The organism is Lactobacillus sp. N54.MGS-719 (assembly GCF_000980505.1).
GTDB classification, from domain to species: Bacteria; Bacillota; Bacilli; order Lactobacillales; family Lactobacillaceae; genus Lactobacillus; species Lactobacillus amylovorus.
The window spans coordinates 18,495-40,919 of sequence record NZ_LARO01000012.1 but is presented as its reverse complement, the minus strand read 5'-3'; the positions used below and the strand labels follow the sequence as shown (position 1 = coordinate 40,919).

Below are 22,425 nucleotides of genomic sequence, written 5' to 3'. Positions count from 1 at the left end.
GTTCAAACCAATCATACGAGAAAGGAACTCCTTTTTCTAATGTTTAAAGAAATAAATTTAAGGAATCATTCATCCTTACACAAACTATTTTACAGTCTCCGCTATTTAGTTGCATGATTAAAAAATAATGCTAAAATTCAACTAAAATTTAGTCTAACTTTATTATTTCAAATTAATTATTTCTGAAAATCATTACTAAGGAGTTAATTTTATGAAAGTCGTAAAATTTGGAGGCAGTTCTTTAGCCAGCGGCTCTAGTGTTGAGCAAGCATTAAATATTATTTTAAGTGATCCTCAAAGACAAGTTATCGTAGTTTCCGCACCAGGAAAACGAGAAAGTGGCGATATCAAAGTCACCGATCTTTTAATTAAATATGCAAACGAAGTCTTAAATAAACAAGATACAACTGAAATCGTTAAGCAAATTTTCGCTCGTTATCAAGAAATTGGACATTACTTTGGTCTAAGCGATCAAAAGTTGCAAGTAATTAAAGATATTTTAGTAGCTTTACCTGAGCAAACCTATCCTAATTCCGACTATTTAATGGCTGCATTTAAAGCACACGGTGAACGTCTTAATGCCCGCTTAATCGCGCTAATTTTGCAGCATAAAAATATTAAAAGTAGATTTCTTGATCCAACTGAAGCAGGTTTGATCGTTACTGGTGAACCTAATGATGCTTTGGTTAATCCAGAAAGCTATTTGAATCTTGACCAAGTAAAAATTGCTAAGGATGAGCGCATTATCTTCCCCGGTTTCTTCGGTATTACTCCATCAGGCCATATTGCCACATTTTCTCGTGGTGGTTCTGATATTACAGGAGCAATTTTAGCTCGCGGTTTTCACGCCAATTTATACGAAAACTTTACTGATGTTAACGGAATTTTCGCTGCAAATCCTAATATCGTTGACCAGCCAGAGTCAATTAAAAAGATGACCTACCGTGAAATGCGTGAATTGTCTTACGCTGGCTTCTCCGTCTTCCACGACGAGGCCTTGATTCCTGCAATTCAAGGGCAAATTCCTATCAACGTAAAAAATACACATGAACCAGAAAATCCAGGAACAATGATTGTACCTGAAAAAGACTTTGAACCTGACAACACCATTACTGGTGTAACTAGTCAAAAGCATTTCTCTGCTTTATATTTGCACAAGTATTTGCTTAACAAGGAAGCTGGTTTTACCCTGCGCATTTTGCAAATTTTATACAATCACAACGTTCCTTATGAACACATGCCATCCGGAATTGATGACATTACCATTATTTTCAACAACGACTTTTTAAATGATCAATTAATCGATCAAATTTGCAACGAAATTCAAGCAACGATCAATCCTGATCAACTCGAATGGATTGACGATTATGCTATCATCATGATTGTCGGCGAAGGGATGAAAAAAACGCATGGCGTAAGCCGTCAAATTCTAGACTCTTTAGATGAACAAGGAATTTCTCCACGCATGATCAATCAAGGTGCATCCCAAATCTCAATGATGATCGGTACCAAAAAAGAAAAAGCTGATGAAGCAGTTAAAATTATTTATCAGCAATTTTTTAATTAAGAAGGTGCAACATGGTTAAGTTATTAAAAGTACACGGCTCTCAAAATCATTTCTTTATTCTGGACCAAACCGAATTAGATAAGCCACTAACTGACGAAGAATTAAGAGACTTTACTAAAAAAATCACCAATGCTCAAACTGGTATTTTAAATGGTGCAGACGGCGTCTTAGCTATTAATAAACCCGTCCGTAAAGGCGCTTTAGCACAGATGCGGGTTATCAACGAAGACGGTAGCGAAGCTTCAATGTGTGGTAACGGTCTTAGAACTGTGGCTCGTTATTTGAGTGAAAAATACCAACAAGATCACTTCTTAGTCGATACAATGAATGCTAGCTTGCGTGTTCATAAAGAAAATGACTTTGCTAAAGACGTACCAGCTTATTCAGTTGAAATCTCGCCAGTCAGATTTAACAAAGAGGCTTTGCCCTTCACTAATTTAGGACATGACCGCATAATTGATAATTTTGTACCGGAACTTTATCCTGGTCTGCGCTTTACTTCTATTGCCGTACCTAACCCTCACCTAATTAGTTTTGTTAACCAAGAACAAATTTCTGGCCCAATTTTGGGAATCGTCGGTAAAAGATTAAATAGTGAAAATCCTTATTTCACTGATGGCGTTAATGTTAACTTTGCCCAAATTTTAGACAAAAACAAACTGTTTGTTCGTACCTATGAAAGAGGCGTTGGCTTTACCAATGCATGTGGTACCGGTATGTCGGCTACTTCATTAGCCCTTTGGTTAACTCATCCTGAAATGGTTGATACTGATTCACAAATTGATGTCTTTAACCCTGGCGGCATGGTTAAGACTAAAGTTCATTACGATAATAATGAATACTGGATTGAATTAACTGGCAACGCCACCTTTACTCACCAAATCACCATTTCTGAAAACGATTTGCATCGTAACAATTTAGAGAATGTGCAAATTTCAGAGACTAATGAGCAACAAGCCTACGAACACTTTGTAGACAGTTTGCCGAAATATAATGACATCACCACTTTAGCGTAGAAAAAAGCCTGCAAAAGCAGGCTTTTTATTTTGCTTAAATTTAATCCAAATCTTTTAGTCCATGTCTCTTTTTAGAAACGCGGTAGAAAATGTAAGCTACCAAACCAAAGAAGATTGGACCAAAAGCAGTCCAGAATGCTGTAGCATATCTGTGTTCAAGAACCGGCTGCAAAACAGTAAAGAGAATACCCGTGCAGACAATAAACTCAACAAAGACGACCAAAGCTACAGTCCATTTATAGTTTGTAAATACTCTAAATTTACGTGGATAATCCTTTTTAAGGAAGAATGGGAATGCACCAATTAAGAAAATATATGGTGCTGTGGCTGCGACATTCCCCATATCCGTCAAAATCTGATAGAAACTGGTTGCTGCACTACCACCAAAGGAAACCACTGCGATCAGCAAACATACAAAAATTGTTTGTGCCCACATTGCATTAGCTGGAATACCATGCTTGTTTAATTTGGTAGCAGCTTTAGGCCAGAGTCTTGGGTCTGAACCCATAATAAATGATTTAACTGGTGAGTAAAGCAATACGAAGAAGGCACCCATCATGCCCATTAAACCCGATAAGGCAATAGCTCTAGTGAAGACTTTACCAATCATCAAGCTAGTATGAGGGTCAAGATTCAAAGCATGACCAAACGCTTTACCCAAGGTTCCATAAACCACGTAAGTGATATTACCGGTATTGGCTCCTGTTTCAACGATATCTTTTTGATAGTTGACTGAAAAACCAGTCATAAAGATCATCAAAACATAAGAAATAATCGTAAATAAACTACCAATAATCAAACCCTTTGGGAAGTCCTTTTCTGGATGCTTCATACTATCGATTACACCACCGACAGTCTCCATACCACCATATGCAAAGACGGCATAGACAACAAAGGAAATGATTGTGATCGGAGTTTGGAAGTCCTTGTTAGGTGAGACAATAAAGCTTTGCCAGCCATTGATTGGTTGTGCTAATTGTCCGTGGTTCATAATAATTACTACTAAACTAGAAATAATGAAGACCAAATTCATTCCAATCATGAACCACCCACCAATTGAGGACATGAGCTTAATTCCAGTCATCCCTCTTGAAGAAAGATAAGTAGACAAAATCATGAATAAAATGGCCAAAACACCAATCAGTTGGGTGCCATGTAAGCCAAATAGATCCCAACTTTGAGTGGTATCTTTACCAAAAACAAGCGCAGAAATCGAAATCCATAGTCTAGATGCGCTTGAAACCAACCATAGTACCCAATTAGCAAGCCAAACAAAAGTCCCAATAAAGGCCCATTTTTCGCCAATTGAGCCTGCTAACCAAGAATAAATGCCCCCTTTGGCATCATGAAAGGCAGAACCATATTCCGCCATCATTAATCCAGCCGGGAAAAAGAAACAAATTCCGGCTAAAATAAACCAAATAATTCCGGCATATGTCATTTGCCGGTACGAAACAGAGACATTACCAAAACCATAAACCGTCGTAATGATCATCAAAACGAGGCTCATAGTGGTTAGTGTCTTTTTCGTCTGTGTATTTTCATCATCCAAAACAATAAAACCTCTACTTTCTGTTTACCTCCTTATTTTATCATTGATCTTTTTAACCGCATTCATTCTAATATTTGTCTTATGATACAAAAAAAGCATTGCTCTTTTGAGCAACGCTTTTATTGATTGATCTTGTCTTCAATCCAATCTCCTAATTCAGCTACATGTAATTTAGTGACTGAACTAAAAGTTAAGACTGTTACGTGATCATAATTAAGATCTAAGTTCTTTTTCAAACCTGACATCACTTTATTGGTTTGGCTCTTCTTGATTTTGTCCATTTTCGTGCAGACAACTAGAATTGGGATATTTAGATATTGGGCATATTCATACATCGCAATATCATCCTTAGTCGGTTCATGACGACTATCGATCAAGATGATCAACCCTTTTAGATTAGGTCTTGTCTCCAAATAGTCTTGGATCATTTCGCCAAATTCTTGTCGTCTTTTTTGGGAAACTTTAGCATAGCCATATCCTGGAACATCCACTAAGTAAAATTCATCATTTACTAGATAGAAGTTAAGGGTTTGGGTCTTACCAGGCTGTGAAGATGTTCTAGCCAAGTTTTTACGTTTAAGCAGGGTATTAATCAAGCTAGATTTTCCTACGTTCGAGCGGCCCGCTAACGCGATCTCAGGTAAATTATCCTTAGGATATTGGCTTTCCTTTACAGCACTAACTGCATAACTGCTGCTTTTAATTATCATTGGCACTTACCTGAGAACTTTCGACGTCGTCTGAATTTTTACGAACAACGCGTGGTTTAGCATGTTTAGTTATTACGTCTTTTGTAACTTCAACTGATTCGATATCTTCTTCACTTGGAGTTTCATACATAATGTCCATAATTGAGTTTTCAATAATTGTTCTCAAACCACGAGCACCCATGTTTCTTTGAATAGCCAAATCAGCAATTGCCTTTAAAGCACCATCAGTAAACTTAAGGTCAACGCCATCAAGTGAAAGAAGCTTCTTATATTGCTTTACCAAGGCGTTCTTTGGTTCAGTCAATACTCTTACTAAGTCTTCACTGTTAAGCTTGTCCAAAGTAGTAATGATAGGAATTCTACCGATAAATTCTGGAATCATACCAAACTTAACCAAATCAGCTGTAGTCAAATGGCGAGTCCAATCATCAGCATCTACCTTGTCAGCTTCGTTTTCAGCACCAAAGCCGATTGTCTTCTTGCCAAGACGATTCTTTACGATTTGTTCAATTCCGTCAAAGGCACCACCAACAATAAACAGAATATTAGTAGTATCCATCTTAATCATTTCTTGTTGTGGATGCTTACGACCACCCTGTGGTGGAACAGATGCGATAGTACCTTCCAAAATCTTCAAAAGAGATTGTTGTACACCTTCACCTGATACATCACGAGTGATTGAAACATTTTCTGACTTCTTAGAAATCTTATCAATTTCGTCGATATAAATGATACCGCGTTGAGCACGTTCAATATCGTAATCTGCGTTTTGAAGCAATTTTAGCAAGATGTTTTCTACGTCTTCACCAACATAACCCGCTTCAGTTAAAGTAGTTGCATCGGCAATTGCAAAAGGCACATTCAAAATTCGTGCAAGAGTTTGTGCCAAATAAGTTTTACCTGAACCGGTAGGTCCAATCATTGCAATATTAGACTTTTGTAATTCAGTTGATGAATCGACATCCATTTGACTGATTCGCTTGTAGTGATTATATACAGCAACTGACAACACTTTTTTAGCACGATCTTGACCAATTACATATTGATCAAGTTGCTTCTTAATTTCAACTGGTTTAGGTAATTCACGAGCTGCCTTAAGAGAATCTGCTCGTAATTCATCGTCAATAATTTTTTTAGCCAAGTCAACACATTCGTTACAAATATAAACGCCGTTACCGGCAATCATTTTCTTGACTTGGTCTTGAGTTTTACCACAAAAAGCGCATTTAATCTCTTCTTGTTCTGTAAACTGATTTGCCATTAACTTTTCCTCCTATATCTACCAAAAATTAGATTATCATACTTTAACTAAGATTGATAAATATTAGGCTTAAAAATCAAAAAAAGCGGCCTAAAGCCGCCTTTTTTTGAGGAATCAGCAATAAATTTTATTACTTGTCTTCCTTATTATCATCTAAGTCCTTTGCTTCAAGCTTTGCCTTAGCAACTTGCTTAGCATTATCAGTAATAAGATCCATAGCCTTACGTACAGTGATATCGTGACTTAACATATCATCAGTTAAGGTGTTACGTACAGTCTTTTCATCCATGTTGTATTCAGAAGAAAGGTCCTTGATTTCCTTATCAATTTCGTCCTTAGTTGCCTTAAGGTCTTCTGCATCAACAATAGCTTCAAGAACTAAGTTAGTCTTAACTCTTTCAGCAGCGTTCTTAGCAAATTGTGAACGTAATTGTTGTTCGTTGGTGTTAGTCAACTTGTAGTAAGTTTGAGGATCGATACCTTGACGTTGCATGTTGCCCAAGTATTGGTTCAATTGAGTATCAACATCTTCTTGGATCATTGCGTCAGGAATTTCATCAACAGTAGCGTTCTTTACAGCACCTTCGATAGCAGCTTCTTGGATTGCGTCCTTAGCAGCTTCTTCCTTTTGTGCCTTCAAGTCTTTCTTGATCTTGTCCTTTAATTCGTCAAGAGTATCTACAGAGTCATCAACGTCCTTAGCAAATTCATCGTCTAACTTAGGAAGTTGCTTTGACTTAACTTCGTGGATCTTAGTTGCGAAGTGAGCTTCCTTACCTGCTAAGTCCTTTGCGCCGTAATCCTTAGGGAAGGTTACAACAACATCAACGTCGTCACCTGCTTCGTGACCAATAAGTTGATCTTCAAAGCCTGGAATAAATGCACCTGAACCTAATTCAAGTGAGTAGTTTTCAGCTGAGCCGCCTTCAAATTCCTTACCGTCAATAGTACCCTTGTAGTCGATAGTTACAGTATCGCCTTTTTCTGACTTACCCTTCTTAAGAACAAGTTCAGCGTTTTGTTCACGACGCTTGTCAAGTTCAGCATCAACGTCCTTTTGGTAAATACGAGTATTTTGCTTAGGAACTTCAATACCCTTGTAGTCGCCTAACTTAACTTCTGGTTCTACAGTAACAGTAGCCTTCATAGTCCAGTCCTTACCCTTGTCCATTGATACAGGAGTAATTTGTGGTTGACCAACTGCAGCAATACCTGCTTCCTTAACAGCAGCAGAATATGCATTTGGTAATACGATGTTTAAAGCATCTTCATATAATGCTTCTTCACCGTAGTATTGATCAAAAATTACACGAGAAACGTGGCCCTTTCTAAAGCCAGGAACACGCAAGTTTTTCTTTACTCTTCTAAATGCTTGGTCTAAACCTAATTTAATTTCATCTTGTGAAATATCAAAAGTAAGTTCACCGGTTGTCTTACCGGTTTTTTCCCATTTTACAGACATTAATAAAATACCTCCAATGTCAAGTTTGAGTTTGCTTCTTGCATACTAAGTTATCTTACCTTAAACTAGCACAAAAAACAAATATCTAAAAGAAAAAAGATGCGCTCCAGTGAAGAAGTGCATCTTTTTTTACTATATCGTTAGAAATTAGTCAAGGATTTCAGTAACCTGACCGGCACCAACGGTACGACCACCTTCACGGATGGTGAACTTAGTACCCTTTTCGATGGCAGCTGGCTTAATTAAGGTAACAGTGAATTCAGTGTTATCACCAGGCATAACCATTTCAGTACCTTCTGGCAATTCGATTTCACCAGTAATATCAGTGGTGTGGAAGTAGAATTGTGGACGGTAGTCTGAGAAGAATGGGGTGTGACGACCACCTTCGTCCTTCTTCAAAACATAAACTTGACCCTTAAACTTCTTGTGGGTTTGGATTGAGCCTGGAGCAGCCAACACTTGACCACGAACAACTTGGTCACGGTCGATACCACGAAGCAATACACCAACGTTATCGCCGGCTTCACCTAAGTCCAAAGTCTTGTGGAACATTTCCAAACCAGTAACAACTGACTTAAGAACCTTGTCTACCAAACCAACGATTTCAACTTCGTCACCGATCTTAACAGTACCACGGTCGATACGACCTGAAGCAACAGTACCACGACCAGTGATAGTGAATACGTCTTCAACTGGCATTAAGAATGGCTTGTCAGTTTGACGTTCTGGAGTTGGGATGTATTCATCAACGATGTCCATCAACTTCAAGATTTGTTCTTGAGCTTCCTTGTCGCCTTGCAAAGCCTTCAAAGCTGAACCACGAACAACTGGAATATCGTCGCCAGGGTAATCGTATTCAGTTAACAAGTCACGAACTTCCATTTCAACTAAGTCGATCAATTCTGGGTCGTCAACCAAATCGCACTTGTTCAAAAATACTACGATGTAGTTAACACCAACTTGACGAGCAAGTAAAATGTGTTCACGAGTTTGTGGCATAGGACCATCAGTTGCAGCAACAACTAAGATAGCACCATCCATTTGTGCAGCACCGGTAATCATGTTCTTGATGTAGTCGGCGTGGCCTGGAGCGTCCATGTGAGCGTAGTGACGATTTTCAGTTTCGTATTCTACGTGGGCGGTGTTAATAGTGATACCACGTTCCTTTTCTTCTGGTGCAGCATCGATTTGTGAGTAATCTTCAGCCTTAGCCAAACCCTTTTCAGCTAAAACAGTAGTAATAGCCGCAGTTAAAGTGGTCTTACCGTGGTCAACGTGACCGATAGTACCAATGTTTACGTGTGGCTTAGTTCTAACGTAATGTTCTTTTTCTGCCATTAAAATGACCCTCCTGTAAATTTGCAAGAAGTCCGTTGAGATAAGTTAACGGATAATTCTCTGTTGAATATTGTACTACTTTCTTCGGCAAATGCCTAGTAAAAAAGCTTAAGCTAACTTGCCTAACGAAAATATCCTTTGCTAATTATACTAAATAGTTCAAAAAAGTAAACCTTTTTTGCTTATTTTTATTTAGGTAAGTGCTGATAAATCTTATTAAACAATTTTTGGTGACTGCGGCCCTCTTTAGTTTGCAAAAAAGATACCAAATCACTAGCAAAGCTATCTGGTTCATCGACATATTTCTTCACTTTAGGATATAAACTACCAACAACCAAATTAGTTTCTCCAATCATTAATGGTAATTGACTTGGATTATGCGCAAAGCGCGAACCGACTGCAGTAATTATTTCTCGATATGCTGGTTCCTTCTCTAATAAAAGCGTCTCTGCAGGAACAAATTCTTCTAAATTATCAACAATCCAAATTTTAAATGAATCCTTTAAACCCAATCGTACTAAATCTTCACACAGTGCCAATCGTACGGCAAAATCTGGTGTTGGATCTAAAAGTATGCTTTGAGTAAAGGCCTTAAAATTAATTAGATTTAATTTATGCAAACTTTCAAAATCAGCCTGATTAACCTGCTTTTTCTGTTTAAATTTTTGCATAATCTGTTGCTGATCTTCTTCAGAAACCGGCTCTACCTTAACCGGCAAATCCAATCCCGTAATATGTTTCAGCTGCAAAGCTTCTATTAAAAAATGATTTTTTTGCAGAATTTTGCAATAGGTTTGATAAACTCGCTGATCTGAAAAAAGATCAGGCTCTTCTTTAATTAAAGCGTATGCCTGATCTTCTTGTTTATTAGCGCAATATAGCTCACAAAGTTGAAGAATTACATCTAGAGAATGTTCTCCTCGCAATGCTTCTTCTAAATTCTGAATAGTCGCTTCAATATCGCCTTTGCGCTTATTTTCTTCAGCAAGCTTCAATAAGTTTTTTTGACTAATTGACGTCATAGATCTTATTTTTCCTTGCTCTTAGTATTTTCTTTCTTTTTATTATTTGTTTGACGTTTAGAGTTTGACTTCTTGGCAGTATTATTGGTCTTGTTGTCATTTTGCGTCTTTTCATTGCGTTTTTGCATAGCACGATGACGGTTTTGGTTTACTTCCATGACAACTGGCAAAATTACTGGACGACGGTTAGTTCTCTTGTATAAAAACTTCTCCAAATCGCCACGAATGTCTTGCTTTAACTCTGTCCAATCAAACTTCTTATGTTCAAAGTTATTGTTGATTGCCTTCTTGATTACTTCAATTGAGTCGTTCATCAATTGACGGTTAGCCTTGATATAAACAAAGCCACGGCTAGTAACCTTAGGTTCCGCAATAATCTTTTTCTTCTTACGATCGATAGTTACAACCGCAATAAAGATACCATCGTCTGACAAAACTTCACGGTCACGCAAAACGATGTTACCAACATCACCAACGCCTGAACCGTCAATCATAGTGTCTTCGCCTGGAACTGGATCAGAAAGATAGAAATGCTTCTTCTTAAAGTCGTAGTCCAAGCAATCACCATTCTTGGTAATGTAAATATCCTTTGGATTCATGCCAGCCTTAACAGCTAAATCACGCACGATTTCAAGCAAACGATATTCACCAATTACTGGGATCAAGAATTTTGGCTTCAAAGTATCAATCAACAATTGAATATCACGACCAGTAGCGTGACCACTGGTATGAATGTTGCGGCCAAGTTGAATAACGGTACCACCAGCCTTATAAACCAAGTCACTGGTTTCGGCTACCATCGTTTCAACAGAGTGAGATGGTGTAGTTGCAATGAAGACTAAGTCGCCCTTATGAATAGTGATCATACTGTGACACTTTTTAGCCATCTTTTGCAAAGAATTCAATGGTTCACCCATTCGACCAGTTTCCAAAATTACAGTCTTATTATTAGGAACGGTCTTTAAATCCTTAACACGCATCAAGAGGCCATCTGGTACGTCCAAATAGCCTAATTTCATTGAAGTTCTTACGATCTTAGCTAGGTCACGACCAGTAAGCAATACTCGCTTGCCTGTTGCCTTAGCCGCATTTAAAACCTCTTGTACACGATTCAAGTTTGAAGCCTTGGCAGCAACGATAATTCTGCCCTTAGCGTTTCTAAATACGTTAGTAACAAAATTACCGATATCTTGTTCAGAAGCATTAGGGAATGATGCTTCTGCATTAGAAGAATCACTTAAAAGTGCGAGTACGCCTCTGTGTTCAATCTCTGCCAAGCGATCCATATCAGTATGATAATTCTTAGCTGCTGTTGGATCGAACTTAAAGTCACCAGTATAAACGATTTCGCCTTCTGGAGTATGTACATCAATACCAAGTGAATCTGGAATTGAGTGTGTAGTATGGAAGAAAGAGATACTTGCATTCTTAAAATCAATTTCAGTATCAGCATCGATCACATGGAACAAACTATTCTTGCGGTGCTTGTTCTCACGTTGAACTTCAATCTTGGCAAGTTCGATACTTAATTGTGAACCAAACACTGGAATATCATACTTTCTCAAGATGTAAGGCAAAGCACCAATTGAGTCAGCATGTCCGTGTGTAATAAAAATACCTGCTACTCGATCTCCATATTGTTCAAAGAAATCCATATCAGGAATTACGACATCGATACCAAATAAAGAACTATCAGGGTACTTTAATCCGGCATCAAGGACAAAAATTTCATCATTAACTTGAACGGCAAACATGTCTTTCCCCTGTTCACGCACACCGCTCAAGATCATAATCTTAAGTTGATTAGCCATTATATTTCCTTTTCTATTTAAATATTCAATTTTCTTATGGATCAATTGATCACAACGTAAAAATAATCTGTTTCAATTTTAGCATAAACAAGGAAACAAAAAAAGCCAGCCAAGTGGCTGACTTCTTCTTTTATCGTTAGAATTAACGACGAAGACCTAACTTCTTGATCAATTCACGGTAACGGTTAATGTCGTTATCTTCTAAGTAACGAAGTAAGTTACGACGGTGACCAATCTTCTTAAGCAAACCAACGTATGAGTGGTGGTCGTGCTTGTGGTTCTTCATGTGTTCAGTCAAGTTGTTGATGTCTGCAGTTAAGAGAGCAACTTGTACTTCAACAGAACCAGTATCACCTTCGTGAGTTGCGTATTCTTTAATAATGTTGTCTTTTTCAGTCTTTGAAATTGCCATAAAAAATTTCACCTTTCATATAAATAATTGCCACTAACAACGTTTATCGTCGGCGTGAGCAAATAAACAGCGTTAATGGTTCACGAAAATTATGATACACATTATTTTTTCAAAAAGCAAGCATAAATTACCTTGCATCAAAGATGCTTCTTAAGTATAATGTATGAAGTAAATTTCTAAATCATTGGAGGTGAATTTCATGCCACAAATCAAATCAGCTATTAAACGTGTTAAGACGCAAAACGCTGCTAAAGAACGTAACGCTTCTGAATTAAGCAAGTTAAGAACTGCTGTTAAGAAATTCAAGAACGCTGTTGAAACTGATAGTAAAGAAGACGTCTCCAAGTTGCATTTAGAAGCTGTTCGCGCTTTGGACAAGGCTGCTTCAAAAGGCTTAATCCACAAGAACAAGGCTGCTCGTGACAAGAGTCGTTTAAACAAATTAGCAAACAAGTAATTAATACTTATTACTAATCAAAAAAGAGAAAAGATCATAAATTATGATCTTTTCTCTTTTTTTGTTTTCTACACGTTTAAAACGAATAGTTTCAAGAAATTATCTTCGTGATAAGTACCATTCTTATAATTGAATTCCAAATCAATGGCATCCCGCAACAATTTTTCTAATTTACTAATCTTCACCCTATTTTTCAAAGCCAACTTAACTCGATATGGGTGAACGCCTAAATCTTTAACTATTTGTGGCTCACTGCGACCTCTTTGAGCTAAAATTTTAACTACTAACAACAGTTCAAGCTGATTTTCAAAGACAGCCAGTAATTGAATTGGAGACGTTCCTTCTCGTAATTGATTCTCCAATCGATCAACTGCTTCTTGATAATTTCGATTAAGAGCTGATTCCAAAATTGCAAAAATATTTTGTGCCAGTGACAAATCAACATTTTGCATGACGGACTTTTCAGTAATCTTGTTATCAGTAGCTGTCATCTTCAATTTTTGATAATTGCTCAGCACAGTATCCATCACTTGGTCGCTGCGCTCAATCAGAAGCTGCAAAGCAGATTGCGTAATTGTGTAACCTTCTGCTTTAATCAGTGCTTTAATAATTGCACCTACTTCATAAGAACGGATTTTAGGTTCTACTACGTTGAATTGTTTTAAAACAGTCTTGGTGAGTTTTTTACGTCGATCCAGTTTTTCATATGAAGCTACAATTACGATCGTATCTTCTAAATCTGACAAATTCTCAAAAATCTTTATCAAGTCATTGATTTGCTTTTGATACTTTTTAGGTACTTTGGCTGTCAAAAAGAATGGATTTTTAACCATAATCAGTTTTTGTTCACTAAACAAACTTGATTCAGTCAAACTAGCAATCAGTTCGTCTAGCCCATCCGTTTCGCAGTCGATAATTACGTGTTCGCAGTCTTTAAATTGATCCTCTTTAGCATAAGACTTAGCGAGATAGTCATTGACAAAATCATCTTCACTCCAAATTAAAGTATGCGGATTATTATTATTTGTATTTTTAAATAAGGACAGTAAGGTCATTTTTTACCCCGCTTCAAAAAGCAATTAAATTCTGGTTCTTTCATTCCACCATAATACCAGCTAATCATACCACAGTCTTGAGTTGAAACCCACGGTATTTGTTGGTTGGCCAGTGTCGTCAAGGTTTCCTGATGCGGATGACCAAAACGATTATTGCGCCCGGCTGAGATAAAGACCTTCTTAGGATGAATCGCCTGCAAAAACTCCGGCTTAGAGGATGTCTTACTGCCATGGTGCCCTAACTTGAAATAATCTACATTAAGAGTCATCTTTTGCATTATTTCACTTTCTCCATCTTGACCCAAATCTCCTGTAAAAAGCCAGTTTTTATTAGCTAATCTAAAAAGCAAACTCAATGAATCCTCATTTTTACCTTCACCTGCTTGATAAGGATAAACGACATTGAACGTAATCTGTGGTTCCTTCACCTGCATCCCTGCTAGCAGTTCCACTAATTTAGTATTTTTAATTCTGCCATCAATTCTTTTTTGAAAAGAAGGATTCTTAAGCAAACCTTGTGCCATAAACAATTTCTTTACCTTAATCTGTTCCAATAATGGTCCTAAATCTCCCACGTGATCGGCATCTTGGTGAGATACAAACACGCCATCCAGACTATTAATTCCCTGGCTTTTTAAAAACGGGATCGTAATTCGATTGATCTGCGGTGTTACTTTTTTACCACTAAAATTAAGCTTGCCTCCTGTATCAATTATGTAGGCTCTGCGTGGAAAAGGTGTAGTAATCAAAATACTGTCACCCTGCCCTACGTCAATGAAGGTTACCTGCCCGCGCAATGGAAAATGAATCATGCTGAAGAAAACTGCATAAAAAACAGTTAAAGTTAGGCCGATCTTTTTACAATTAAAACGCCACTCTGGCTTTTCTCTTAAAGCGATAATTAAGGCAATTGACACTATCAGCAAAAGCAAACATTGCCACCAATTAATTTGACCAAAATCAAGCAAGCCCAATTTAGTTTGCGAAAGTCGTTCAATGAGTTGCTCGCCTAATTCCAATATCTTTTCAAAAAATGGTGCTAGCCGTTTAGTGAAACCAAAAGTTAAGACGTTAATGAATGCTAACGGCATAACAACCCAGTTGAAATATGGCACAACCAGCATATTGAATAAAACGGTCAAAAAGTTGATCTGATAAAATAATAAAAGCAAAAGCGGCGTCAATAATAAGTTAAGCAAAATCGATTGCTTCAGCCCGTTAAATGAATCAGTCAATTGCAACCCCAACGCCAAAATATAACTTAACAGCGCACCGGCAGCCATAAATAATCGCGGTACAAATAGCAGATGAATAATACAAGTTAGGCCTAATAAATCAACTTGTGTGATGTGCAATCCTTTGTACTTGCTAACTCTACCTAAAAAATAAGTTAAGCTTGCACGGACAAAACCAGCTTGACCACTACTTAAAAAGATTCCCAATAATAGAATTATTACGCAAAACAAAAATGTTTCTTCATCGATCATCTTTAAACTGTAACAAATCGTACTGATGATCAAGACATAGATACCAACATGCAAACCCGAGATACTTAACAAGTGAATAACGCCTAAATCGCGATAATTATTCAAAATTTCTTGATTCTCTTGCGCATTGTTTTCACCCAAAACCAATTCACTGGCAAAAAAGCCGAGCAACTGCGGCATCGTTTTAAAATATTTCTGCAGACGATAGCGCAATTGATGTAGTTTTCCTATTAAGTCAGGACGAAGAACATTCATTTGCATGCTAGTAAATTTAACTCTTTGAAAAATCTTTTTCGCTGCATAATAATTCTGATAATTAAACTCGCCAATATTCGTAGCCGGCTCAATCGGTTCACACTTACCTTCAATCTGACTCATTAAAATTGGTTGTCCGGTTTTTAATAGTCTTTTTTGTTCATCGTTAATTTTGCCAGCAATTAAAATATCTCCACCTTTAAAATGACCAGTACCTGACAGAAAATCATCCTTAACGCGAAGCTGATCAGGATAAATTGTTAGCTGACTTTGGCTATTCAAATTAAAATTTGTAGTTTTTTTATTCAAGAATGCAATCAAGCTAAAAGACAATAGAATCAGAACTATGATCTGCATATTAGCACTATATTTTTTGATTAATAAAAATAGAAAATATAGGCTAAACAAAAGACAAACCATTTTTTGAACTAATGAATCACTGGCAAATAGCCAAAAAGAGATTGTTACTAAAAGCAAGGCCAAAATCAGATAAAAGCCTGCATCATTTCTAAACAGCCAATTGGTCTTTGAGACTTGCAAAAGTCTTTTCTCCTATTCCAGATACCTGCATTAAATCTTCGATCTTTTTAAAAGAACCCTTTTGTTCACGATAGGCAATAATTTGTTCTGCCTTCTTTTCACCAATTCCCGTTAATTTTTGCAGATCGGCCGCATTAGCTGTATTTAAATTAACTTTTTCACCACTTCCTTGCTGTGATGAGCTTGAATCACCACTAGTAGCACTTGCTTGACTCTCAGTACCAGCCGTAGCCGCATTTTCTACTTTCTCACCTTTATAAGGGATATGAATTTTATCCTGGTCTTTTAACAAGACAGCGCGATTGATTGCCTTTAATTGGGCTCTACTAGTCGTCCCGCCCGCAGCTTCAATTAGCTCCTGCAATCTGGCACCATTTTTTAATGTATAGACCCCTTCATGTTTTACTGCTCCTGAAATATCGCAAGTTACAGTTTTTGATTCACTAGCAGAAGAATTGCTTGCCATATTCGCTACATCAGTACTAGATGAAGAACTGCTATTTTTCTGCATCAATTGTGTATTATCTGTTTCAGTATTTTTATCAGTACTATCCCCTTTTCTAAAATAAAAAAAGCCCACTAAAATAATTCCTACTGCAATCAAATACACCTTCTTTTCGATTGCAAATTCCTTTATTTTTTCAAAATTCATATAATTCACCTCTACTATTTATTACGCAAAAAAAGCCCAGAATTTTTTCTGGACTTTTATTTTTTATTTTTTTCTAATAATGTTTTTTTAAATAGTTGAGTGCATCATCAAAATTAGCGACAGGAACAATTTTCATTTTAGTATGAATTTTCTTGGCAGTTCGTTTGGCTACCGCATAATTCGTCTGACTCTTCTTAACATCAGTTGAGTCTGTTGGAGCAAAGAAGACTTCTGCACCTTCTCGACTAGCGGCAACGACTTTCTTGTCAACGCCGCCAATGATACCAACCTTACCATTTGGTGCAATTGTACCTGTTCCGGCAATCTTGTGACCATGACTTAAATTCTGCTTGGTAAAGACTTCATAACTTTCTAGTGTGAACATTAAGCCAGCAGATGGACCACCTATCTCACCAGCATTGATTGATAGTTTAGGCTTAGTTTTAACTTCTACGTGTTCTACCAATTGAATACCGATGCCAGGTTTATTAGTCCCTTTAACTTTGACAATCTTACCGGTAAACTGCTTTTTCTTTTTACCTCTTAGAACAGAGATTGTTACAGGGCTACCTATCTTTTGTTTACGTAAATACGTCATCATTTCTTCAGTTGAATGGAAACGATGACCATTGGCACCTAAAACCGTATCGCCAATTTGGAGTTTGTTCTTAAAGCTAGAACCCTTTTGTACCTCCATTACATAAACGCCAAGATATTTTAAGCTATGCTTTTTACCAGCTTTTTTAGCCGCATAATATATTGCATTTTGTTGGCTAGTTTCCATATACCAATTTTGCAATTCATTATATTGAGCACTTGTCTGACCGCCTAACAGCTCTTTGCTAGGCACACGATCATTATGCGGTCTAGTATAACTCCACAAATATTGCAAAATCGAAGCCGGCCGGCTAGTAACGCTTACCGTTACCAGATAAAAGTTATTGGGTTTCTTATTGGATGATTTAATAAATTGTCCTACAGGAACCGCCTCACCCGGTGACTCAATATAATAATCAGTTGGCCAAAAGGCCAAAAACGCAACGGCTATGATTGCAATAATTGTAATTAGCCAATTGCGTAATCGATGAGATTTATTTTGATTGTTCATGATTTAATTTCTTCCTTAGTGCTTTAGCAGCCTTCTCCGGCAAAAACTGATGCACGTCTTCGTCAAAACGAGCCAATTCCTTAATCATGCTTGAAGCTACAAAAGAATTTTCTGGACTGCTAAACAGCAAAACTGTATTAATATCAGGAGCTAGTCTTTTATTAATGCCAGCAATTTCTTGCTCATAACGAAAATCAGCACTATTGCGGACGCCGCGAACGATGGCCCTAGCATGTAATTCATGTGCCAAATTAACGGTTAACATATCTGGTTTATCTAGCACCTCAATATTAGGAATATCCTTTAGTGCATCCCTAATAAAATCAGCCCGTTCTTTTGCCGTAAATAAATAATGTTTAGACGTATTGGTCATCGCTACAACGTATACCTTGTCGAAGATCTGAGCGGCCTTCTTAGCGGTTTCTACATGACCATTGGTAATTGGATCAAAGCTTCCTGGAAAAAGTGCGACAGTCATTATTTATCCTTTCGATAAATTCTTACAATTGTTTTGCCTAAATGATGCTCCTTAACTAAAGAGAAGCCCTCAATTGGTCCTAATTCGGTGTGATCATCAGTTTCAGCAACGACAATTGCATCATCATTTAGCAAGCCTAATTTATTCATCTGCAACATATCCTTAGCAATTTTTTCTTTTGCATAAGGAGGATCCAAAAATACTAAATCAAATTTTAGTTCTTTTTCCGCAAACAGCTTTAGGGCTGCTGAACTACGCATATTGTAAATATCAAAGCGATTTTCTTCCTTAGTTAATGCAACGTTCTTTTTAATGATTGAACATGCTGCATGGTTAATATCTACTAAGCTAGCGTGATCACAACCTCTTGATACAGCTTCAATTCCTAAAGCACCACTACCAGCGTATAAATCAAGTACATTGCCGCCATTGAAAAATTGTCCCAATGAATTAAACAAGGATTCTTTTACTTTATCGCTAGTTGGTCGCGTACGATTACTCTTTAAAGTAAATAAATTTCTCTTAGCATATTTTCCTGAAATAATTCTCATTGCATCTGATCCTCATTTTTTTCTTGTTCTAACTGCAGTTTTTCCTCAGCTGCTTTAGCCATCTCGGTTATCTGCTTTTCAATGTGTTCGCTATTCAGATTAACTTCATCTTCAGCTGATATTTCTACATAAGTAACAAAATCAAGACTAGCAATTTGTCTTTGCATTTCTTTAGCTTCTCTACGGTTAACATAAAGCATGCAATATTTCATTTTTTTAGAGAAATAAACAATGTCACCATAGCGCCGTAATTTGTATTGATCACTTACTGATTTTAAATAAATAATCAGTGCAACGCGTTTAATTAAATGCGTACCTTCAATTTCTTTATTTATACTCATGCGACCGTTTCATCCTTTTCTTGTAACATTTTTTCGTTTGCGGAGACATTCAGGACTAAACCAACTGCAGCTGTCAAAACGATCATTGATGAACCACCATATGAAATAAACGGCAGCGTTACCCCAGTAATTGGCAATAAGCCCAATACCGCACCAATATTGAATAAGGCTTCTGTGAATAGAATTGTGGCAACACCAAAGCAGATCAGAGCGTTAAATTGTGAACTAGCATTGATGCCCACTTCCATGATTTCCCACATTAAGTAGAATAAAAGTCCTACCAAAAGAATCGTGACAACGACACCAAGTTCTTCAGCGGTAATTGACAAAATGAAGTCAGTATAAGGTTCTGGCAAATAGCCGCGTTTTTGCATACTGTTTCCTAGTCCTACGCCAAATAAACCACCATTATGAATTGCATAATATGAGTTAACTAGCTGGGCTCCACCTTTTCTTTCAAGCTGGAAGGGATGCAAAAATGACATTAGTCGTTGGAATTGATAACTTTCTTGCAAGAATTTTGGATTCCAAGTAACGACAATAATAAATACTATGCCGACAAAGATTGCAATACCAACTAACCAAGTTAAAGCTAATCTGGTTGGCACACCTGAAACTGAGAACATAACCAAAGTGATCATGAACAAAATAGCTGTACCACCAAAGTCAGGTTCCACAATTACCAAGCACATCAAGAATGCTGACAAAATGGCAGGGTGAGAAAGATTGCCTTTAATTTTTCCTCTTACAAACTTCCCATCTCTTCTGTCCAAAACATAGGCTAAATAGATAACCAATGCCAGTTTTGTTACTTCCAGTGGCTGCAAATTAATAAAACCTAAGTTGATCCAACCCACGGCCCCATTAACTTCCGCTGAGCTAACATGGGCAAACTTCAATATTACCAACCAAAAAAGCATCAGAATACAAAGTATTAGAAAGCCTGCCACAAATTTTGGATTTTTGATGACTTTTAGTTTTACTGCAAAAAACGGTACACCAAAGCCGAAGAATGCAGCTACAGCATAAATTGCCTGTCTTATTCCATAAACATCTGGTTTAAAACCATTAACTAATAAAATATCAGAACTAGCTGAATATACCAAAATTACTCCGATTACTACCAAAATTAAGTAAGGGATAAAAATTCGGTAATTAAGATAATTTAATTTTCGACGCACGAGCGTTGCCCCTTTATGTGAAATTACTTTTTAATTATAAAACAAAAAAGTCATCGCTTCTATTAAGCAATGACTTTTTAGCAATTATGTAAAAGTAATTATTTAGTACGGTTACGCTTCTTGTCAGCCTTTTGACGTTCTGAAGTGTTTAAGATCTTCTTACGTAAACGAATTGATTCTGGAGTTACTTCACAGTATTCGTCATCGTTCAAGAATTCAATGGCTTCTTCAAGAGTCAAAGTCTTTGGAGTCTTGATTGCAGCAGCGTGGTCCTTACCAGCAGCACGGGTGTTAGTCAAGTTCTTACCCTTAGTTACGTTAACGGCAATATCACGTTCACGACTTGATTGACCAACAATCATACCTTCGTAAACTTCAACACCGGCACCGATGAATAATTCACCACGTTGTTCAACTGATTGAAGTGAGTAAGTAGTTGATTGACCTTGGTTGATTGATACCAAAGCACCATTACGACGGCCTGGGTTCCAGTTCTTAACAACTGGCTTGTAAGCTGCGAAGGTGTGGTTCATGATACCGTAACCACCAGTTTGTGACATGAATTCGTTATTGTAACCAATCAAACCACGTGATGGAACTAAGAATTCAAGACGGGTTTGGCCGTTACCAGTTGACTCCATGTTTTGCATTTCACCTTTTCTTTGTGAAAGGGAGTCAATAACTGAACCAACATATTCATCTGGAGTATCAACTTGAACAGATTCGAATGGTTCACACATAGTACCATCAATTTCACGGTAAATAACCTTAGGACGTGAAAGTTGTAATTCGAAACCTTCACGACGAAGTTCTTCAACCAAAATTGAAAGGTGAAGTTCACCACGACCTGAAACAGTCCAAGCATTTAATTGATCAGTAGGTTCAACCTTCAAAGAAACATCAGTACGAGTTTGACGAATTAAACGGTCTTCAAGCTTCTTAGGAGTTACTTGGTCACCTTCACGACCAGCAAATGGTGAGTCGTTGGCAACGAAGTCCATTTGAAGTGTTGGTGGATCGATCTTAAGAAGTGGCAAAGCTTCTGGGTGATCTGCTGAAGCAATAGTTTCACCAACGTAAATATCATTAATACCACTGATGGCAACGATATCGCCGGCCTTAGCTTCTTTAATTTCGTTACGCTTCAAACCGAAGTAACCAAACAACTTAGTAACGCGGAAGTTTTGAGTTGAACCATCACGCTTCATAACAGTGATGTTGTCGCCAACCTTAACCTTACCACGGTAAATTCTACCTACACCAATACGACCAACGTAGTCATCCCAATCAAGCATAGTGATTTGGAATTGAAGTGGTTCATCTGAGTTGTCGATTGGAGCAGGAATGTACTTAAGAATGGTATCAAAGATAGGATCCATAGTTTCCTTTTGAGTACTTGGATCTGGATCATATGATGAGGTACCATTCAAAGCTGATGCGTAAACAACTGGGAAGTCAAGTTGTTCATCGTTAGCACCTAATTCAATGAAGAGTTCAAGTACGTCATCCAAAACTTTCTTAGGACGAGCGCCTGGACGATCAATCTTGTTTAAAACAACAATTGGCTTTACACCAGCTTCCAAAGCCTTCTTCAATACGAAACGAGTTTGTGGCATTGGACCTTCGTAAGCATCAACCAAAAGCAATGCTCCGTCTACCATGTGCATAACACGTTCTACTTCACCACCGAAGTCAGCGTGTCCTGGCGTATCCAAGATATTAATAGTAGTATCCTTGTAACGAACAGCTGTGTTCTTTGACAAAATAGTAATACCACGTTCACGTTCAATGGCGTTTGAGTCCATAGCACGATCTTCCAGATTCATGTGTTCTGGTAAAGTATCGGATTGCTTCAATAATTGGTTAACCAAAGTAGTTTTACCGTGGTCAACATGGGCAATAATAGCGATATTTCTAAGATCGTCTCTTCTTTTTTCTGACAAAAGTATTTCCTCCCCACTCTTCAATAAAAAAACTGTGACTAGGCCACAGTTCCGGTAACGCTTCTGCGCTTTATCGAAGTGCTTCTTTTTTTGATCTGTATAGTTACGTTAGTGAATTTTACCACCTAACTGCACGCCGGTCAACGCTTAACACTCATTTAACTTTTCATTTATTTTATCTTTAATCAAGCAAAATCCTCTGAATTATGGTAAAAATATAGTTAGA

20 protein-coding genes are annotated in these 22,425 nt (G+C 37.4%); 3 read left to right on the top strand and 17 right to left on the bottom strand.

What is annotated here, in order from left to right; translation table 11 throughout:
• The first annotated feature begins 211 nt into the window (after positions 1–211).
• Positions 212–1,567 carry an aspartate kinase gene (locus tag WS44_RS03760; RefSeq protein WP_046433199.1) on the top strand — a complete coding sequence of 452 codons (1,356 nt, stop codon included), beginning with the start codon at positions 212–214 and terminating at the stop codon, positions 1,565–1,567.
• A gap of 11 nt (positions 1,568–1,578) precedes the next feature.
• On the top strand, positions 1,579–2,583 hold the full coding sequence (gene dapF, locus WS44_RS03755) for a diaminopimelate epimerase (RefSeq protein ID WP_046433196.1): 1,005 nt from the start codon (positions 1,579–1,581) through the stop codon (positions 2,581–2,583).
• Positions 2,584–2,623: 40 nt separating this feature from the next.
• On the opposite strand, the gene yjeM is transcribed toward dapF, so the two are convergent.
• From yjeM to rpsO, 8 genes are all read right to left on the bottom strand, one after another.
• A complete protein-coding gene (gene yjeM / locus WS44_RS03750) occupies positions 2,624–4,135 on the bottom strand; it encodes a glutamate/gamma-aminobutyrate family transporter YjeM (protein ID WP_013437668.1) in 1,512 nt (503 codons plus the stop codon).
• Between the two features lie 119 nt (positions 4,136–4,254).
• The gene (gene yihA / locus WS44_RS03745; RefSeq protein ID WP_013437667.1) at positions 4,255–4,845 is read right to left on the bottom strand and encodes a ribosome biogenesis GTP-binding protein YihA/YsxC; all 591 of its coding nucleotides are present in this window, start codon (positions 4,843–4,845) and stop codon (positions 4,255–4,257) included.
• On the bottom strand, positions 4,835–6,106 hold the full coding sequence (clpX, locus tag WS44_RS03740; protein WP_046433194.1) for an ATP-dependent Clp protease ATP-binding subunit ClpX: 1,272 nt from the start codon (positions 6,104–6,106) through the stop codon (positions 4,835–4,837). Before clpX ends, yihA begins: the two co-directional genes overlap by 11 nt.
• 130 nt (positions 6,107–6,236) lie before the next feature.
• Positions 6,237–7,568, bottom strand: coding sequence for a trigger factor (gene tig / locus WS44_RS03735; protein WP_014565741.1), 1,332 nt, complete (start codon positions 7,566–7,568; stop codon positions 6,237–6,239).
• A gap of 147 nt (positions 7,569–7,715) precedes the next feature.
• Positions 7,716–8,906 carry an elongation factor Tu gene (gene tuf, locus WS44_RS03730; RefSeq protein ID WP_014565740.1) on the bottom strand — a complete coding sequence of 397 codons (1,191 nt, stop codon included), beginning with the start codon at positions 8,904–8,906 and terminating at the stop codon, positions 7,716–7,718.
• Positions 8,907–9,094: 188 nt separating this feature from the next.
• Positions 9,095–9,928 (bottom strand): tetratricopeptide repeat protein, encoded by an 834-nt coding sequence (locus WS44_RS03725; RefSeq protein ID WP_046433191.1) that lies wholly within the window; start codon positions 9,926–9,928, stop codon positions 9,095–9,097.
• Between the two features lie 5 nt (positions 9,929–9,933).
• Positions 9,934–11,739, bottom strand: coding sequence for a ribonuclease J (locus WS44_RS03720; RefSeq protein WP_014565738.1), 1,806 nt, complete (start codon positions 11,737–11,739; stop codon positions 9,934–9,936).
• Positions 11,740–11,881: 142 nt separating this feature from the next.
• Positions 11,882–12,151 (bottom strand): 30S ribosomal protein S15, encoded by a 270-nt coding sequence (gene rpsO, locus WS44_RS03715; protein WP_013437661.1) that lies wholly within the window; start codon positions 12,149–12,151, stop codon positions 11,882–11,884.
• Between the two features lie 199 nt (positions 12,152–12,350).
• Between rpsO and rpsT the strand changes: the two genes are divergently transcribed.
• Positions 12,351–12,608: a 30S ribosomal protein S20 gene (rpsT, locus tag WS44_RS03710; protein WP_013437660.1), complete on the top strand. Its 258-nt coding sequence runs from the start codon at positions 12,351–12,353 to the stop codon at positions 12,606–12,608.
• Between the two features lie 68 nt (positions 12,609–12,676).
• On the opposite strand, the gene holA is transcribed toward rpsT, so the two are convergent.
• The 9 genes from holA to typA all read right to left on the bottom strand — a co-directional run bounded on the left by holA (position 12,677) and on the right by typA (position 22,199).
• Positions 12,677–13,663: a DNA polymerase III subunit delta gene (gene holA, locus WS44_RS03705; RefSeq protein WP_046433188.1), complete on the bottom strand. Its 987-nt coding sequence runs from the start codon at positions 13,661–13,663 to the stop codon at positions 12,677–12,679.
• Positions 13,660–15,945 (bottom strand): DNA internalization-related competence protein ComEC/Rec2, encoded by a 2,286-nt coding sequence (locus WS44_RS03700; protein WP_046433186.1) that lies wholly within the window; start codon positions 15,943–15,945, stop codon positions 13,660–13,662. Before WS44_RS03700 ends, holA begins: the two co-directional genes overlap by 4 nt.
• Positions 15,914–16,597 carry a helix-hairpin-helix domain-containing protein gene (locus tag WS44_RS03695; RefSeq protein WP_013437656.1) on the bottom strand — a complete coding sequence of 228 codons (684 nt, stop codon included), beginning with the start codon at positions 16,595–16,597 and terminating at the stop codon, positions 15,914–15,916. The genes WS44_RS03700 and WS44_RS03695 overlap by 32 nt, the downstream gene beginning before the upstream one ends.
• Positions 16,598–16,670: 73 nt before the next feature.
• Positions 16,671–17,705, bottom strand: a complete 1,035-nt coding sequence (locus tag WS44_RS03690) for a SepM family pheromone-processing serine protease (protein WP_046433184.1) — start codon at positions 17,703–17,705, stop codon at positions 16,671–16,673.
• Entirely contained in the window at positions 17,689–18,183 is a 495-nt protein-coding gene (gene coaD / locus WS44_RS03685) for a pantetheine-phosphate adenylyltransferase (RefSeq protein ID WP_013641751.1), read from the bottom strand. Before coaD ends, WS44_RS03690 begins: the two co-directional genes overlap by 17 nt.
• On the bottom strand, positions 18,183–18,734 hold the full coding sequence (gene rsmD, locus WS44_RS03680) for a 16S rRNA (guanine(966)-N(2))-methyltransferase RsmD (protein WP_013437653.1): 552 nt from the start codon (positions 18,732–18,734) through the stop codon (positions 18,183–18,185). Before rsmD ends, coaD begins: the two co-directional genes overlap by 1 nt.
• Positions 18,731–19,075, bottom strand: a complete 345-nt coding sequence (locus tag WS44_RS03675; protein ID WP_013437652.1) for a YlbG family protein — start codon at positions 19,073–19,075, stop codon at positions 18,731–18,733. The genes rsmD and WS44_RS03675 overlap by 4 nt, the downstream gene beginning before the upstream one ends.
• Positions 19,072–20,256 (bottom strand): putative peptidoglycan glycosyltransferase FtsW, encoded by a 1,185-nt coding sequence (locus tag WS44_RS03670; RefSeq protein ID WP_013641749.1) that lies wholly within the window; start codon positions 20,254–20,256, stop codon positions 19,072–19,074. The genes WS44_RS03675 and WS44_RS03670 overlap by 4 nt, the downstream gene beginning before the upstream one ends.
• A 98-nt stretch (positions 20,257–20,354) precedes the next feature.
• Positions 20,355–22,199, bottom strand: a complete 1,845-nt coding sequence (typA, locus tag WS44_RS03665; protein ID WP_013641748.1) for a translational GTPase TypA — start codon at positions 22,197–22,199, stop codon at positions 20,355–20,357.
• Positions 22,200–22,425: the final 226 nt, after the last annotated feature.